This window comes from Neptunomonas antarctica (assembly GCF_001305295.1).
Classification (GTDB): domain Bacteria; phylum Pseudomonadota; class Gammaproteobacteria; order Pseudomonadales; family Balneatricaceae; genus Neptunomonas; species Neptunomonas antarctica.
Window position 1 is genome coordinate 1 of record NZ_LJSI01000054.1, and the last position, 15,877, is coordinate 15,877.

Consider the following 15,877-nt stretch of genomic DNA (forward strand, 5'->3'; position numbering starts at 1 on the left):
CCGCGGTGATGATACGTGCACCACTGTCTTCGGCGATGGCGGCCAGCGTCACCGGATCGGTTGTCGGTGCATTGTTCACTACTACTGGCGGCTCCTGAGCATTAATCACTAGTGCTTCAGGATCTACAGTAAATGCAGTCTGAGTCGCGGTTAAACCTATCGTGTCAAAACCTGCTTCAGCATTACCTTCTGCAGCGGTCCTTTCAACTAACACAAAAGAACTACCTTCATTCTCTCCTGCCGCCGCTCCGGCAACATTACCCGCAGCAGGTGCTTCAGCAGCCTGAGTCGGGTCAACGCCTGCCAAAATGGCCTGCTGGATAGCTTCAACAGAGGCTACGTCATCATTTATTACTGCTTCATCTATAGGGTAATCCGCCGCGGCAGTATATGTGTCTGCCGAAACCAACCAGCTTTGACCACCTTCCAGAGCTACTGATTGGCCATCTGCCATTGTGATTTCAATTTTTGCATCAGGAGCAGTACGAATAACTTCGTCCGCATACACTTCATCTCCGAGCATCAGAAGCCTCTGTGTACCATCCGCTTTAATTGCATATGCTTGCCCAAGAATAAAGTTTACAGTTCCAACGACAGTAGCCATGTTATTTACCCTATATAATATTGCCTAATTGCAGACTATTTAACTGCATTCGAACCTCATTTTGAACTGTACCGTGGTACAGGATATACCGATGTCTACACGCGGCAGATGCAGAGAGCTCGGTTGACTAAAAACCGACACACCCTCCACCGCAGATCAAAACCAGAGAATATAGGAAAGAAAACTAAATTTTAGCTGACTGGAGGCGCTGATAAGCCATTAATAAGGAAGTGTGTGTTTGAAGCGGCCCTAACTCTGCATCAATGCTGATCAAGCTTTCAAAAACACCTTCACCTTTAAGCATCGCCTGACATCGACTCACCTGCTCAGCTCCATATAAGTCATTTAATACATGCACAAAGGATTCAACGTCACCATCTTCTAGCAAAGAAAATTGCAGCAACTGATGTAAACAACGATATAATCTTGCACGTTCTTTATTTAAGCAAGCAAACTGTAACAACCCATTACCACACGCCAACGCTACTTTCAGGTGCTGCAACCTAAGTGCGATGAGATACTTCAATTCAACCACCCTTAAGCCATCAAAGCCACTACCGGAATCAGGCGTGATACCAATCAGTTCTGAAATAAGCTGCTGATCATCCAGCCCTTTTTTGCCAATCTCCTGATAAAGCTCCTCAAGCACATGATCAGATAGCGTAGCTATCGACATAATTCGGCTGCGCATACCAATACCGAGATTATTATTATTCCTTACCAGCGTTTCCACTGGGTAAACTTCAGACATTCCCGGCACAATAACCCGGCAACAATACACACCTAGATGTTCGTAGTCCGCGATATAGATATCCATATCTACTTTATGAATCAAGTGACACAAATGCTCAAACTCCTCCTTGCTATCGCCTTCCATGTTCCAATCAGCGAATTCATAGTCTGTATCAGACGACAATAATTCCCACGAAACTAATCCACTTGAGTCGATAAAATGAGTTTCCAGATTGTGCTGCTCTGCCACCAACTGAAGATCAAACGAGGGCTCAGAGAAATGCTCCAACTGATTCAGCGCCCTTCCTTGCAATAATTCAGTGACGGCTTTTTCTAAAGCCACCTCAAATTTCGGATGGGCGCCAAATGAGGCGAAACAACCGCCATCTTCAGGATTCATCAATGTCACGTTCACCAACGGAAATTTACCGCCCAACGAGGCATCCAAAACATAGACAATAAAACCATGCTGACGAAGCGCAGCAATAGCCTCGGTCATTTTAGGATAGCGATTAATCACCTCATCAGGGATTTTTGGCAAACTGATACCTGATGAAATTATTGTGTTCTTTATATGACGCTCAAATATCTCTGATATCGCCTGAACCCGGGCTTCATTAAGCGTGTTACCCGCCGCCATGCCATTACTAGCATAGAGATTGCCGATAATATTGACGGGGAACCATATTTCTTCTTTAGTCTTTTGCTTAATAAAGGGTAATGCACAAATACCACGCTCCCGATTACCCGAATTTGTATCAATTAACATAGACGCAGTTAATTCATCATCCATGTTGTAGTGACTGAGTGTCGCCTCATCCAGCAAACCTTTGGGTATTTCATCAGAGGAAACCGGAAACCACCGCTCATTGGGATAGTGTACGAAGTCGCCTGTCGATACATTTTTACCTAAATAGAAATCTGCAAAGAAATAATTACAACTAAGCTGCTCAAAATACTCACCCAGCGCACTGGCTCTGGCTGCCTCTTTTGTTGCCCCTTTTCCATTCGTAAACAACATAGGACAATTTTTATCCCGCATGTGTACGGACCAAACATTAGGCACCGGATTCAGCCAATTAATCTCTTCTATTTCAAAACCCAGCGTTAACAACAAACCAGACATCTTTTCTATTGAATCTTCTAATGGCACGTCTTTACCAGTTATACATGTCATATTACATCTCTACTCAGCTTTGGCCGCTTACACTCGACTTATTATTGTTATGCCACTGCCGCTACTTTCTGGTAGCCGTATTTACAGATAAACAAGCGTATAGCACCATAAGTAACAAGAAAATATAAGATTTAGTTAATCTCATTAAAAACAAGGGGTTTTATTAGTATTTTTTAACAAATTCGCTTGACGACATGCGCCTCCATCACTAATATACGCGCCCACAGGTTAGGTGATTCCTCGATAGCTCAGTTGGTAGAGCAGTAGACTGTTAATCTATTGGTCGCTGGTTCGAGTCCAGCTCGAGGAGCCAATCTGTAATAGTGTCGGAGCATAGCGCAGCCTGGTAGCGCATCTGGTTTGGGACCAGAGGGTCGTAGGTTCGAATCCTACTGTTCCGACCATTGATTTTCCCAAAGAACTCTATAGATTAATTTATAGTGTTCAGCTTTTTAGTCGGAGCATAGCGCAGCCTGGTAGCGCATCTGGTTTGGGACCAGAGGGTCGTAGGTTCGAATCCTACTGTTCCGACCACTTACTTCCCAAAGAACTCTATAAGTTATTTTATAGTGTTCAGCTTTTTAGTCGGAGCATAGCGCAGCCTGGTAGCGCATCTGGTTTGGGACCAGAGGGTCGTAGGTTCGAATCCTACTGTTCCGACCACTTATCCGCTAAACGATCCGAATTTCGTTTTATCATGCCTCGATCCTTCGTAATGCCTAGATATATTTTCAGTGTTCTGACCACCTCTTAACGAGACAATTTAATTAGTCACTCGGGTACGTATTCGTATTACCGCCTGCTTTATCTTGTATATAACTACCCGAATCTCTTCTCATAATCTCTTGAAATAAAAAAACCACCCCGAAGGATGGCTTGAGAAAAGACTGATACCGTCTATTACTGTCGTTTTACAAAGCATTTAATGCATACTAACAACCCAACTAAGCGCCACCCAAGCTTCCGCTTGCTGGCCTTCAGTCGTTCCATTTATCATCAAGCTAACTCTATTAGCCTCAAAGTCTTTGATAAGACCGAGGGAAGCCCGTGTCCAATTATTATCCTGATCATCTATAACCACTGAGAAGCTATCTCCTGCTCCTGTAAAACCAGAAACAGAACCAGCGCTGACTCCCAATCTATGCACTTGCTCCAGGCCAGCAGTCAAATAGGCATGACCAGACAATGCCCGCATCAAGCTGATACCCACGCGCAGCTCAGACACATGGTAATTAAAATCATCGAAAGCCACCGGGGCTGAACCACCTCGCTCTGTATAGGCATCTACGGATGAGGACATATAGGAGAGATCCACAAAAGGTGAAAAATTCGCACCCACTACCGCAAACAAGTCTTCCCAATCCGTGCGCGCTCGCACTGCCCAAGTATTGGCATCCGTCTCGCCCAACGAAAGATCAATACCTGAATCAGTTAGGTAGCCACGCTCAATTTTTGTACTGGACGGACTGTAATACCCTGTCAACGTCAGCCACATATCAGGTGAGAGATCTTCTATGGGCGCAATATACTCAACTAGCAGATAGTAACCATCCTGATCTTGTTCACCACCATAAAGTGTACTTATCTGCCTTCCTGTTCGCCCCACGGCTAACCCGACTTGAGCACGAGACTCGTTTAAAACTTTACAACCACCGAGCTCCGCAAGATACCGCGAACCATCAGAAGAGCCATGGTTCAACACACCCCAATCACCAGAGGCCCAAAGACAAGCATCAGAGCCTGCTGCAGCTCGCATGAGAAGAGGATGCCCATGATTACCGTGAAGGACCATACTACCCGCATTTACGCCTTCTAAAGCTAATCCACTTAGCGTTTTTAAACTTTCTAATGGATCAGGGATATTCAAAGTCGATATTATCAGGTGGAGAGTCGACTCTTTTTGGATATTGTAATCCGCAAGTGTCCTTTCATCTTCTAATTCTTCACCAGCAAAGACTAAACGCTGCTTACCAGGGAACACTCCTTCTTTTTCTTGGATCTTAGACTTTACGGTTTCGATCGTATCCCCAGCCTCAACGTCAAGCGTAATAGTTTTTCCTGATGTCGTTTTAACAAAGATCTGCATAGCAGAAACCTGACCAGACATAAACATCAAACTGACTAACAGAAACGGAAGTAGAAGCTTATTAATAGAGCTCTGAATCTTGAAGTATCGCGAATAAGCACCTACGTACTGCATATATTTTTCTCTAGGTTAGATGGGTAATAGTAGTAAGTTATTAGTGACTAAATCCGAGAGCACGGGAAAACCCTACTCTTTAGAGTCACTGAATCGGTTTGCTGCTCAATCCTTGCATAAGAGCGATCACGCATCAGACACTTATTCCGGACACTTATCCCTATTTTCACAGCCTTATCGTGCCTACAACATATGAATTAATATATAGTATATTTTATTCGTATGTTCTTATCTAACTGCCGACACGGTTTAACACTTTTCAAGATCCATTTACTCGCATTCAAAGAATCATTTTATTTGTAAAGCCCTCAAATTATTTGTAAAGCCCTCAAACTTAGCTTTAAATACGTAACGGTTTAGCTCACTAAGGATTTGATGTGCTATCAAGACTTTTCTTAATATGGACTGTTTGCTTACTGATCTCGGCACATGCTATGTCGAGTGAAAAAGTAACATTACAACTCCGCTGGCATCATCAAGCACAATTCATAGGTTATTACACAGCCAAAACAAAAGGCTATTATGATGAAGTTGGTTTAGATGTAACTATTCAAGCCGGCGGCCCAGGCATCATCCCTTGGCAGGAAGTCATCAGCGGCCGGGCAGATTACGGCATAGAAAACACTAACGCTTTAACTGCTTTTATGTCTGGCGAACCAATTATCGCGCTTGCGGCCATCTACCAACACTCTCCCAGCGCTTTCTTGACCAAGCGCTCTTCTGGCATCAAACACCCCACAGACCTAGCCGGTAAAAAAGTGATGATTTTTCCAGGCGGACAAGACCCAGAATTAATGCTATTACTCAAACAAGCTGAATTATCCAAAGCCAACATCAGCCTCATCCCGACCAGCACTGATTTAAACGACTTAATCAATGACAAAGTTGATGTTTATAATGCCTACATTTCTAATGAGCCTTACGCCCTGGAACAAAAAAACATACCTTATCGCCTGATCAAACCAGCAGATTACGGAATTGATTTCTATAGCGACATCCTTATTGCAAATAGATTAACAGTTAACGAAAAACGACAACAAATTGATAAATTTATCTCCGCTAGCCTCAAAGGCTGGCAATATGCTTTAAGCCACCCTGAAGAAGCGATCGCCCTTTTTAAAAAAGAATACCCAACGAACAAAGACCTTGGATATTTACGCTATGAATTAAATATCGCACATGAACTCATCATGCCCGGACTAATTGAAATCGGCCACATGAACCCCGAACGCTGGCAGCACATAGCAGACATGCTAGCCGAAGCCGATCTCATAAGAAAAAACCGTAGCATTGAGGGGTTTATCTATCAACCGAAAGAAAACTTTGACTGGTCCGAGTGGGAACCCATCTTGTATTCGGCAGCCGGCTTAATATTACTACTATTAGTGTTTAGTTTTTATTTACTCTCACTGAACTTAAAACTAAAACGTGAGATAAATATTCGACAAGCAGCAGAACAGCAGCTTAAACGCCTCGCAACACACGACTCACTAACCGGCTTAGCCAATCGCCCCGCCCTTTCTGCGCATCTGGATATGATAATTAAGCTCGCCCGAAGAAAAAACCTCAATCCCAGCATTCTCTTTATCGATCTGGATGGCTTTAAAGAAGTTAATGACACACATGGCCACTCCGTAGGCGACCAGGCTCTTATTCACTTTGCCAAAAAAACCAAAGCACTTCTCAGAGAAAGTGATATTTTTGGTCGCCTTGGCGGTGACGAATTTCTTATCCTAATTGAGGACAGCACGCAAGAAGGAGCCCACAACCTTGCAAGCAAAATACTTTCCAACCTTGAAACACCGTTCATATCAAAAAACTCATTTAGCCAACTAAGCGCAAGCATAGGCATTGCTATTTACAAAAACCACGCAGAAACTCTGGACCTATTTCTTACAAGAGCAGATAAGGCAATGTATGACGTTAAGAACAATGGAAAGTCTGGCATTGGAATAGCCGCGCCTTTTCAGCCAATACAGTGAAAAACACATCTTTCGCATAAGAAACTTTTATATTGAAATTCATTATAATATAAAAATTTGCCTTTTTACTCGACAATTAGCCAATAACTCTCGATAGTTACTGATTAATCAGTTCAGTCTGAAAGCTTATAAAAGAGATGGAGATACGAATGTCTGACCTGCCACTTCCTCATAGTCAGAACCCTATATTTAAAGTTGTACGCCAAACATCCAGCGAAGCAACGGTTGAGCCCGTTCAATTAGGGAAACGTGTCCGCGAAATCCGTCTGAGCCAAAGCCTCACTCTCGAAGAGGCTAGCAAGTTAACCGGACTGGCTCGATCAACGCTCTCAAAAATCGAAAATGAACAAATTTCTCCTACCTTCAGCGCTGTCTCGAAATTAGTTAAGGGTTTAGGCATAGACATCCCCCAACTATTTTCCCAACCATCCCGCTCTGCCGGGGCCGGCGGTCGCAGAGATATAACTCGCGCGGGAGAAGGAAAACCACACCCAACACCCACCTATGAGCATGAATTATTAGCAAACCAACTCACTTGCAAGAAAATGCTTCCGTATAGAACAACGGTTCGCGCCAGATCATTTGATGAGTTTGGAGGCTGGATCCGACACGAAGGTGAAGAACTGCTTTATGTTATTAGTGGCAGCATTATTTTTTATTCTGAATTTTACGAACCGGTATCTATGAACGAAGGCGATAGTGCCTATTACGATTGCGAAATGGGCCACGCAGTCACATCCACCAGCGAAAATGACGCTATCATTCTTTGGGTTACCGCCTAGAATAATAAAAAATAACACCCCGTTTTTCATCAAGCTATTGCCGCATAAGACACCTGATGCTAAATTACACCTACATTAAGAGAAGGGCTGACGTCCTCGCCAACCTGCCAACCTGGGCAAGGTGGTTACCGAACCTCGGTGATGTGGTCTATCGACAACTAATCAGGAGACCCATTTCTCGTCAGCTTTTGATTTATTTTTATATCAGGAGCCTTTCATGTTTGAAGCACACCTACCGTCTGCAGATCTATCTTCACAGCCGGCCCATCATCACGACCAAACAACATCAAATGACCAGTTAATTAACCGTATAGTTCACAGTAGCACTCATAACTGCCCGATATGGGTCTGGAGCACCCACGGAAAACGTAAAGATAAAAAAGGCGCTCTTTTAAACGCCGTATTTCTTTACATCGAATACAAAAACCCACAAAACAACACCTGCTATTTATGCAAGGAACTGACGGGAAAATCACTCGTCGATAATCAATTTTTGACCATGCTGGCCGAATCAGCATTACTCGCCAATATCTGTACCAGCAAAACCCGCCATTGGCTGAAAAACTTTAATGAAACTGATTCAGAAATAATCTGACATTCAGCCTTTATGCTATATATTGTCAATATAATAAAGAAATTAAAATGGCTTACGTATATACATAAATCCATTAAAGCTCAGAGACTTAAGTAATTTCGCCATCAAGCCATGCAGCATTCAAGCCATCCGTTAAAACAGCGGCCTGTACTAAATGGGCGATATATTCTATAATCGTTCATTAACATTCATTCCGGTCGATCTAATCGACCATGATTTAACACAGGTTCATTAGATGTCATTAGACGACCAGCCCGCCTTTTCAGAATTGGGCTTGGCCGCTCCTTTGTTGCAAGTGCTTCAAGAGATCGGTTACGAAACACCTTCGCCCATTCAAGCCAGATGCATCCCTCAGCTTCTTGACGGAAAAGATCTGCTAGGGCAGGCACAAACAGGTACGGGTAAAACAGGCGCTTTTGCTCTCCCTATTATGTCACGTATCGACATGGTAGCTACCACTCCACAAGTACTGGTACTGGCACCCACACGAGAATTGGCTATTCAGGTAGCCGAAGCGTTTCAGACGTATGCTCGTCACATGCCTAACTTCCGCGTACTCCCTATCTACGGCGGCCAGGCATATGATGTTCAGCTAAAACAGCTGCGTCGCGGTGTACACGTTGTTGTAGGAACACCCGGCCGCGTGATGGATCATATCCGTCGTGGCTCACTTGTTCTGGACAAACTTAAAACACTCGTACTCGACGAAGCAGATGAAATGCTACGTATGGGCTTTATTGATGATGTTGACTGGATATTGAGTCACACACCACCTACTCGCCAAATTGCTCTGTTTTCTGCAACAATGCCACAGGCAATTCGCAAACTTGCTCTCCAGCATTTAAAAGATCCTATTGAAATCAAGATTGCCAGTAAAACGGCAACCGCGACAACGATCAAGCAGCATTACTGGCGCGTAAGCGGCGTGCATAAATTGGATGCATTAACCCGCATCCTCGAAATGCAGCAGTTTGATGCCATGTTGGTATTTGTTCGCACAAAATCAGCGACCACAGAGTTAGCAGAAAAACTATCTGCACGTGGCTATGCTTGTGAAGCACTTAATGGTGACATCTCTCAGCAAATACGCGAGCGTACCGTTGAGCGCCTTAAAAATGGCAAGCTAGATATCCTCATAGCCACAGATGTTGTAGCACGCGGCTTGGATGTAGAACGCATCAGCCACGTTCTTAACTATGATATTCCTTACGATACAGAGTCTTACGTACACCGTATTGGCCGTACTGGTCGTGCTGGTCGTTCAGGTGAAGCTATTTTGTTTGTAGCACCGCGCGAACAGCGGATGTTACGTATGATCGAACAGGCAACACGCCAGAAAATCGAGCCGATGGCACTGCCGTCTGCTGCTGATATCAACGTGAAACGTCTGGATCGCTTTAAACAGCAAATCAGCGACACCATGGATAGCAAGGATCTTTCTCAATATATTGATCTGTTGACTGAATATCAGCATGAGCATGATACTGATCCAATCAATATCGCTGCTGCATTAGCATTATTGCTGCAAGGCCAGACACCTCTTCTCATTAGTGAGAAAGAATTACAAGGCCCTAAAGCTTTCGATGATAGAGATAACAGAGACAGCAGAGATAGCAGAAGCGACCGCGGCGAACGCAAACCACGTAAACCACGTGGAGAGAACTCTGATCTGGAAATGCAACGCTACTGCTTATCTGTCGGCCAGGAACACGGTGTTAAGCCTGGTAATATTGTTGGTGCTATTGCCAATGAAGCAGATATCGAAAGTCGCTTTATCGGACAGATTGAGATCAAAGAGAAAGCAACCTTTGTGGATCTGCCATCTGGCTTACCTAAAGAAACACTCGATATCCTACAGAAAATTGTAGTATGCGGACAACGCCTCAACCTTAAAAAGGTTGATGGTGCTTCCCGCCCCGGCGCTCGTCCAGCATCGAGAGGCCCTAGACCGGCTTCTTCCGCTCCTCGTAAGCCTCGCGCTAAAGAATAGATCTGATATAGATCGATAAAAAGGCGGGCCCTGTAAAGGGCCCGCCTTTTTTGTGTTTAAATATTATGACTAGTACGTCTTCCTCAAATGCAAAATCATCCAAATGCTGAAAGCCTATTACCTCAAAAGAAAAACCAGTTCCTCATATCAAGGTTGCCGTCTATTCATTAAGCGTCCAAACAACAATTAATACACAACGCGCATAACCCCAGCTCTTTGCAGCAACCGAACTTGCTCACCCACCTTAAAGAAGTACTGATTTTCAACTTCTTGGACAATAGACAAATTTTCACCATTTGATAAACGCACCGTTATTTCCTGCCCCTGCTTACGCGTGGCATTTCCTTCAATCGCCTGCCCAACCATACCCCCTGCCACAGCACCCAAAACTGCAGCAATACTACTACCCTTACCACCACCAATCGTACTTCCGGCAATACCTCCCACAATAGCACCAGCACCGGTACCAACAATACCGTCTTTGCGACCTTCAATGATGACAGGAGTAACCGACAAAACCGTACCATAACGCACTTGCTGAACCTGACGAGCATCACTTCGGCTATAAGTCGTTCCGGTCAAACCTGGAGACGCACAACCAGACAACACTAAAGACATTGTTACAACGATAGTTCCCATAAAAGAACCACTCGAAACGCCAATATTCTTCTTTAATAAAATCATAATATCACCTCATTCCTACAAGCCAAAAACAATACCCTGTTCGTTTTAACTGCCCAATAAGGCAGCACTAAGTTAAAACAATTTCGCTAACATATTCTAATGCTGACCATAGAGCCTGGCATACAAACCATCCTGCTCTATTAATTGGTGATGCCCACCCTCTTCAGCTATTTGTCCATCTTCAAAGACATAAACATGATCTGCCTGCTTCACCGCACTTAAACGATGCGCAATGATAAGTGTAGTTCTGTTCACCAAAAATTCTTGTAACGCCAAATGCAACTCCCGCTCTGTTTCTGTATCGAGCGCAGAAGTCGCCTCATCAAGAATGACAACTTTAGGATCCGCTAAAACCATCCGTGCAACAGCCAATCGCTGCCGCTGGCCTCCCGATAAGCGGACACCCTGCCGCCCCACCAGCGTATTCAACCCTAAATCTAACGTCTTAATAAAAGTAGATAATTGAGCAATTTCCAAAGCCTGCCACAGTTCCTTATCATTAAAATCTTTGCCCATACAAAGATTACTGCGTACCGTCCCATTAAATAACGCAGGTTGCTGTAATACCGTAGCTACGTTATCTCTGACCACATCAAGCCCAATCTGTTCGACAGCGACACCATTGAAGCTCACTCGTCCTTGCTGAGGCACGTATAGCCCCAACAGCACCTGTACAAATGTTGACTTGCCGCCGCCACTAGCACCGACTAATGCAATCTTCTGGCCTTTTTTAATCTGCAGTGAAATGCCTTTTAAGACCTCGGTTCCATCTCCGTACGAAAAATGTACATTGTCGATTTCAATACTGACACTATCAGCATCTTCGAACGGATTAATCAGCGTCGGATACTTCGGCTCTTGTTGTAGTTCAAGTATGTTGTTTAACCGACTAATCGCCGCTTTAGCACCATAATATGCATACTGAATACCTAATACTTCCTGAACCGGCCCCATCATGAACCAAAGGTAACCGAACACCGCCATCATCTGACCAATCGACAAATCAGAAAAAACCACCATTAACATTGATACTGCCCGAAACAGATCAAAACCTATCAAAAATATTAGAAAACTAAATCGCCCTGCGGCTTCACTCTTCCATTCATAGGCACTGGACTCATCACGTACTTGTCGGGCGTGCTCAACAAGGCGACTCAAATAATGCTGTTCTCGGTTGCCCGCTCTGATCTGCTGAATAGCATCCAATGTTTCTGTAAGCGCTCCCTGAAAAACCTCATAAGACTTATTTTCTCGTTTCTTAAGATCTTTCACCCGCTTGCCAATAATGGTTGTGAAATAAATCACAACAGGATTAAGAAACATAATAAACAGAGCAAGCGCCCAATCCATCCAGAGCAAAATAACAGCCGTGCCAATAATGGATAAAGAAGCGACTAATAACCGGCTAACAGAACTGCCAATAAAGCGATCAACGGTGTCCAAATCAGTCACAAAATGCGAGCTGACAGCACCACTCCCCATGGTTTCATACTCAGCCATTGAAATACGACCCAACCTCTCCAGCATCATTTTTCTCATTCTGAAAATAATATCTTTTGAGATAATCGTAAACTGCCTGGCTTGCCAGACATTAAGTATGAGTGCCGCCGCACGTAGCACGATGGTAATTACTAAAATTGAAACAATATAGAGAACAGGCCCGTGCCAACTAACTGGAAAGAATGGATTTAACGTATCAATTAACAGACCTGGCGTCTTAAGCAAAACCTCATCTACTAATAGAGGCATTAACAGCGGTAACGGAACCGATGCGATCGTAGCCAGAATCGCTACCAGATTCGCCATAATCAACTCGCGTTTATGCTCCAGCGTAATGCTTAAGATATAGTTCCAACTGAATCGAAACGACTGCATATTACTCCACGTTTATTGAGTGTATTGCAGCATTATATAACATATCCCTCGTCGGCGTTCATCGCTACAGATACAATAACACCCGCCGAAGCAGGTGTTATTGTGGACTCAATAGATACTCTATATCAAAAGAGTTATCTGAAAGGCTATATAGAAGAACTATCTACGCTGTAGCAGTCAACATCGCATACAACTGATCTTTCAAATGAAGACGTTTAATTTTCAGCTCTTCTTCGGTGTGCGTTGTAACCGGCTCTGCTTCCTTCTCCATACGCTCAACCTGCTTAGTGACATCATGATACTCATCGAACAACCTGGAAAAATGTGCATCTTTCATTTTAAGCGCGTGAATCTGTTCGCGAAACTCAGGTAATTCATGTACTAAGTCGTGATGTTCAATGCTCATAATCAGTGCTTCCTCATGGACTACAGTGTTTTTTATCTTCAAAGACAGTATCTAACAAAGACCAACCCTGTTCATTGATGCTTATCAACGAAGAGCACTTCATTGTTATAAAATATCGTGTCACGTTAAAAGCTATCCGATTAAACACGTTCCGTCTCATGCCACGTACGACACTATTTTTTGCTTTTTACTCTCGACCTTACGCCTAACACAAGGTAGGTTATACACCCCTGATAATTGTTCAATATAGAGCTCGTAATCCATGGAAAGTCTGACACTTCAGCCCATCTCCTCTGTTGCCGGTGAGGTACAGATTCCGGGTTCAAAAAGTCTATCAAATCGAATTTTACTGCTGGCTGCATTAGCAGAAGGACAAACCACGATCACCAATCTGCTCGACAGTGATGACGTTCGCCACATGCTTAATGGCTTAAGCGCATTAGGTGTTAGCTATGAGTTATCTGATGATCGGCGCACTTGTATTATTAAGGGCCGGGGACAAACCCTAGGTAACACAGATTCCGCCCTTTTTCTGGGTAACGCCGGTACCGCCATGCGTCCACTGTGTGCTGCACTTTGCCTCAGTCAGGGAGAGTATGAGCTGACAGGGGAGCCACGCATGTATGAGCGGCCTATCGGGGATTTAGTTGACGCACTGAGAACATTGGGAGCAGACATCACTTATTTAGGTACTGAAGGCTTTCCTCCACTTCGCATTAAAGCCAATGGCCTGAACGGCGGCGAGGTGAGTATTAAGGGTAATATCTCCAGCCAATTTCTAACGGCCCTATTGATGGCTGCACCTCTAGCAAACGATGATTTAACCATCCATGTTGATGGTGAATTGGTATCCAAACCGTATATCGATATCACGCTGCATACTATGGCGCTATTTGGCGTTGAAGTCATCAATCAGGACTACCAACACTTCATCATTCGTGCAGGCCAAAAATACAAATCTCCGGGAGAGATCATGGTCGAAGGCGATGCCTCTTCGGCATCTTACTTTCTTGCTGCGGCAGCCATCGCAGGCGGTACTGTTCGCGTCTATGGCGTAGGGGCCGATAGCGTTCAGGGCGATAAGCGTTTTGCTGAAGTACTTGAAGCAATGGGGGCTAATGTTACCTACGGTCCGACGTTTATCGAAGTAACAAAAGGCAGCGAACTGATAGGCGTTGATCTGGATCTTAACCACATTCCTGATGCCGCTATGACCATTGCGACTACTGCCCTGTTTGCCAAAGGCACCACCGCTATTCGTAACATCTATAACTGGCGAGTTAAGGAAACAGATCGCCTGGCAGCGATGGCCACCGAGCTACGTAAAGTGGGAGCTACCGTGGTTGAAGGAGATGATTTTATAGAAGTGACGCCTCCGGCACAGCTTACACATGCCACCATTGATACTTACGATGACCATCGCATGGCTATGTGTTTCTCGCTAGTTGCGTTAAGCGATACGCCAGTCACTATTAATGACCCGGGTTGCACCCGTAAAACATTCCCTGAGTACTTCGATCTGTTTAAAAGCATCTGCCGATAAACGCAAAAAGGCGTGCTGGTCATCATGACTGGCACGCCTTATAACAGATAGCTTCATGTTCTTAGAAACGATTAAAAAACCCTCAAACTCTATTTCACGGCCTCCCCTTTTTAGAGTCTCTCAATAATTGCCGTTATGCCACTATCAACCAGTGATTCAGATAAAACCCGCCAAAGATCAACATCACAAAAAGCATCAGCGACAATATCATCGGCTTAGCACCAGCGTGCCTGATAGTACTCCAACGCGTTTGAACACCTAAAGCAGCCATCGCTATCGCTAACGAAAACTGACTACCCAACTGCAAACTGCTTAACAAAGCCTCTGGTATCACCAAAACACTATTGATGCCTGATGCTGCAATAAAACCAAACACAAACCATGGAATTATAATTTTTCCGCCAGAACTACAACCAGATGAGCTTTTACCACTGCGTGTGAGAAACGCACTCAAGATAAGAATAAAAGGCGCTAACATCATCACACGAATTAATTTAACAACTACTGCGTTTTGCAACGCCTCTCCACCGACCGCCTCCCCAGCGGCTACCGCTTGAGCCACCTCATGCACAGTACTGCCAATGTAAATACCAAAGGCTTGCTCACTCATGCCTGAAAACTGAAAAATAATGGGATAACTGAACATGGCCAACGTGCCGAACAGAACCACCGTAGCTACAGCCACCGTGACATTTTCCTGACGGGGTTTTAATACCGATTCAGTAGCAAGAATAGCCGCCGCACCACAAATAGCACTACCGACCGAAGTCAGTATCGCCAGCTCTTTATCTAATTTAAGGAAGCGTATACCGATATAAGTGCCTACACAAAATATAGTCGTAATCACCAACAGATCTAACACTAACGCTTGCCAGCCAACGGATATAATCTGCTGAAAACTCAAGCTAAACCCAAAAAGAATAATCCCCGCACGTAACAACTTTTGCTGACAAAAGCGTGTAAATACAATCTCCTTACCCGCCGCCTCACGTGTATTCACATGACCTGCAACGATGCCCAAAACGATAGCTAATGGTAGAGCACTTAAACCAAACTGCGCGATGGCTGGCACTTTTGCCAGCAAAATTGCCGCAATCGCAATAAATGGTAACACTATCAATTGAGACATAGGAAAGCACTCGAAGAAAGATCAGTTGTGATGATGATCCACCTATACAAACAAGAAGTAAAATGGGATTATTCAAACTAATACATAAGATAAACCGATCGTTTTAAACCCAAGCGTTTATCACAAACCATTTATTACGAAGCTATTTGTCACGAAGCTATCTATTACGAACTTATAT

The 15,877-nt window shown here is 44.2% G+C and carries 12 protein-coding genes, 4 tRNA genes and 1 riboswitch; of the genes, 9 read left to right on the forward strand and 7 right to left on the reverse strand.

From position 1 onward, the window contains the following. Both Nant_RS19245 and ycaO read right to left on the reverse strand, forming a co-directional pair. Positions 1-604: retention module-containing protein (locus Nant_RS19245; RefSeq protein WP_156298844.1), on the reverse strand; the 604-nt coding region annotated here is incomplete at its 3' end. A gap of 184 nt (positions 605-788) precedes the next feature. Continuing rightward, positions 789-2,513, reverse strand: coding sequence for a 30S ribosomal protein S12 methylthiotransferase accessory factor YcaO (gene ycaO, locus Nant_RS19250; protein WP_054343314.1), 1,725 nt, complete (start codon positions 2,511-2,513; stop codon positions 789-791). A gap of 237 nt (positions 2,514-2,750) precedes the next feature. Here ycaO and Nant_RS19255 point away from each other — a divergent pair. The 4 genes from Nant_RS19255 (at position 2,751) to Nant_RS19270 (ending at position 3,176) form a co-directional block, all read left to right on the forward strand. Further along, a tRNA-Asn gene (locus tag Nant_RS19255) sits at positions 2,751-2,826 on the forward strand. Positions 2,827-2,840: 14 nt separating this feature from the next. Continuing rightward, positions 2,841-2,917: transfer RNA gene (locus Nant_RS19260), tRNA-Pro, on the forward strand. A 53-nt stretch (positions 2,918-2,970) separates the two neighbouring features. Beyond that, positions 2,971-3,047, forward strand: a tRNA-Pro gene (locus tag Nant_RS19265). Between the two features lie 52 nt (positions 3,048-3,099). Then, a tRNA-Pro gene (locus tag Nant_RS19270) sits at positions 3,100-3,176 on the forward strand. A gap of 259 nt (positions 3,177-3,435) precedes the next feature. On the opposite strand, the gene Nant_RS19275 is transcribed toward Nant_RS19270, so the two are convergent. Continuing rightward, the gene (locus Nant_RS19275; protein WP_054343315.1) at positions 3,436-4,713 is read right to left on the reverse strand and encodes a ubiquitin-like protein; all 1,278 of its coding nucleotides are present in this window, start codon (positions 4,711-4,713) and stop codon (positions 3,436-3,438) included. A gap of 434 nt (positions 4,714-5,147) precedes the next feature. Here Nant_RS19275 and Nant_RS19280 point away from each other — a divergent pair, with 434 nt between their 5' ends. The 4 genes from Nant_RS19280 to Nant_RS19295 all read left to right on the forward strand — a co-directional run bounded on the left by Nant_RS19280 (position 5,148) and on the right by Nant_RS19295 (position 10,062). Then, positions 5,148-6,695 (forward strand): GGDEF domain-containing protein, encoded by a 1,548-nt coding sequence (locus tag Nant_RS19280; protein ID WP_054343316.1) that lies wholly within the window; start codon positions 5,148-5,150, stop codon positions 6,693-6,695. A gap of 149 nt (positions 6,696-6,844) precedes the next feature. After that, positions 6,845-7,477, forward strand: a complete 633-nt coding sequence (locus Nant_RS19285) for a helix-turn-helix domain-containing protein (RefSeq protein WP_054343317.1) — start codon at positions 6,845-6,847, stop codon at positions 7,475-7,477. 67 nt (positions 7,478-7,544) lie between these two features. Next, a riboswitch (SAM-I-IV-variant riboswitch) is annotated at positions 7,545-7,649 on the forward strand. Positions 7,650-7,694: 45 nt separating this feature from the next. After that, on the forward strand, positions 7,695-8,072 hold the full coding sequence (locus tag Nant_RS19290; protein ID WP_054343318.1) for a hypothetical protein: 378 nt from the start codon (positions 7,695-7,697) through the stop codon (positions 8,070-8,072). Positions 8,073-8,307: 235 nt separating this feature from the next. Continuing rightward, the gene (locus Nant_RS19295) at positions 8,308-10,062 is read left to right on the forward strand and encodes a DEAD/DEAH box helicase (protein ID WP_054343319.1); all 1,755 of its coding nucleotides are present in this window, start codon (positions 8,308-8,310) and stop codon (positions 10,060-10,062) included. A gap of 186 nt (positions 10,063-10,248) precedes the next feature. On the opposite strand, the gene Nant_RS19300 is transcribed toward Nant_RS19295, so the two are convergent. From Nant_RS19300 to Nant_RS19310, 3 genes are all read right to left on the reverse strand, one after another. Beyond that, positions 10,249-10,746 (reverse strand): outer membrane lipoprotein, encoded by a 498-nt coding sequence (locus Nant_RS19300; protein ID WP_054343320.1) that lies wholly within the window; start codon positions 10,744-10,746, stop codon positions 10,249-10,251. Positions 10,747-10,842: 96 nt separating this feature from the next. Continuing rightward, positions 10,843-12,621 (reverse strand): ABC transporter ATP-binding protein, encoded by a 1,779-nt coding sequence (locus Nant_RS19305; RefSeq protein WP_054343321.1) that lies wholly within the window; start codon positions 12,619-12,621, stop codon positions 10,843-10,845. A gap of 163 nt (positions 12,622-12,784) precedes the next feature. Beyond that, positions 12,785-13,027 carry an HP1242/YdcH family protein gene (locus Nant_RS19310; RefSeq protein ID WP_054343322.1) on the reverse strand — a complete coding sequence of 81 codons (243 nt, stop codon included), beginning with the start codon at positions 13,025-13,027 and terminating at the stop codon, positions 12,785-12,787. 262 nt (positions 13,028-13,289) lie between these two features. Between Nant_RS19310 and aroA the strand changes: the two genes are divergently transcribed. Continuing rightward, positions 13,290-14,570: a 3-phosphoshikimate 1-carboxyvinyltransferase gene (gene aroA, locus Nant_RS19315; RefSeq protein WP_054343323.1), complete on the forward strand. Its 1,281-nt coding sequence runs from the start codon at positions 13,290-13,292 to the stop codon at positions 14,568-14,570. Between the two features lie 133 nt (positions 14,571-14,703). On the opposite strand, the gene Nant_RS19320 is transcribed toward aroA, so the two are convergent. Continuing rightward, a complete protein-coding gene (locus Nant_RS19320; protein WP_054343324.1) occupies positions 14,704-15,699 on the reverse strand; it encodes a YeiH family protein in 996 nt (331 codons plus the stop codon). Positions 15,700-15,877: the final 178 nt, after the last annotated feature.

Bases quoted from the DNA above. Each gene is read 5' to 3' on its own strand.
- ycaO (WP_054343314.1), bottom strand. From the start codon at position 2,513: ATGACATGTATAACTGGTAAAGACGTGCCATTAGAAGATTCAATAGAA.
- Nant_RS19275 (WP_054343315.1), bottom strand. From the start codon at position 4,713: ATGCAGTACGTAGGTGCTTATTCGCGATACTTCAAGATTCAGAGCTCT.
- Nant_RS19280 (WP_054343316.1), top strand. From the start codon at position 5,148: ATGTCGAGTGAAAAAGTAACATTACAACTCCGCTGGCATCATCAAGCA.
- Nant_RS19285 (WP_054343317.1), top strand. From the start codon at position 6,845: ATGTCTGACCTGCCACTTCCTCATAGTCAGAACCCTATATTTAAAGTT.
- Nant_RS19290 (WP_054343318.1), top strand. From the start codon at position 7,695: ATGTTTGAAGCACACCTACCGTCTGCAGATCTATCTTCACAGCCGGCC.
- Nant_RS19295 (WP_054343319.1), top strand. From the start codon at position 8,308: ATGTCATTAGACGACCAGCCCGCCTTTTCAGAATTGGGCTTGGCCGCT.
- Nant_RS19300 (WP_054343320.1), bottom strand. From the start codon at position 10,746: ATGATTTTATTAAAGAAGAATATTGGCGTTTCGAGTGGTTCTTTTATG.
- Nant_RS19305 (WP_054343321.1), bottom strand. From the start codon at position 12,621: ATGCAGTCGTTTCGATTCAGTTGGAACTATATCTTAAGCATTACGCTG.
- Nant_RS19310 (WP_054343322.1), bottom strand. From the start codon at position 13,027: ATGAGCATTGAACATCACGACTTAGTACATGAATTACCTGAGTTTCGC.
- aroA (WP_054343323.1), top strand. From the start codon at position 13,290: ATGGAAAGTCTGACACTTCAGCCCATCTCCTCTGTTGCCGGTGAGGTA.
- Nant_RS19320 (WP_054343324.1), bottom strand. From the start codon at position 15,699: ATGTCTCAATTGATAGTGTTACCATTTATTGCGATTGCGGCAATTTTG.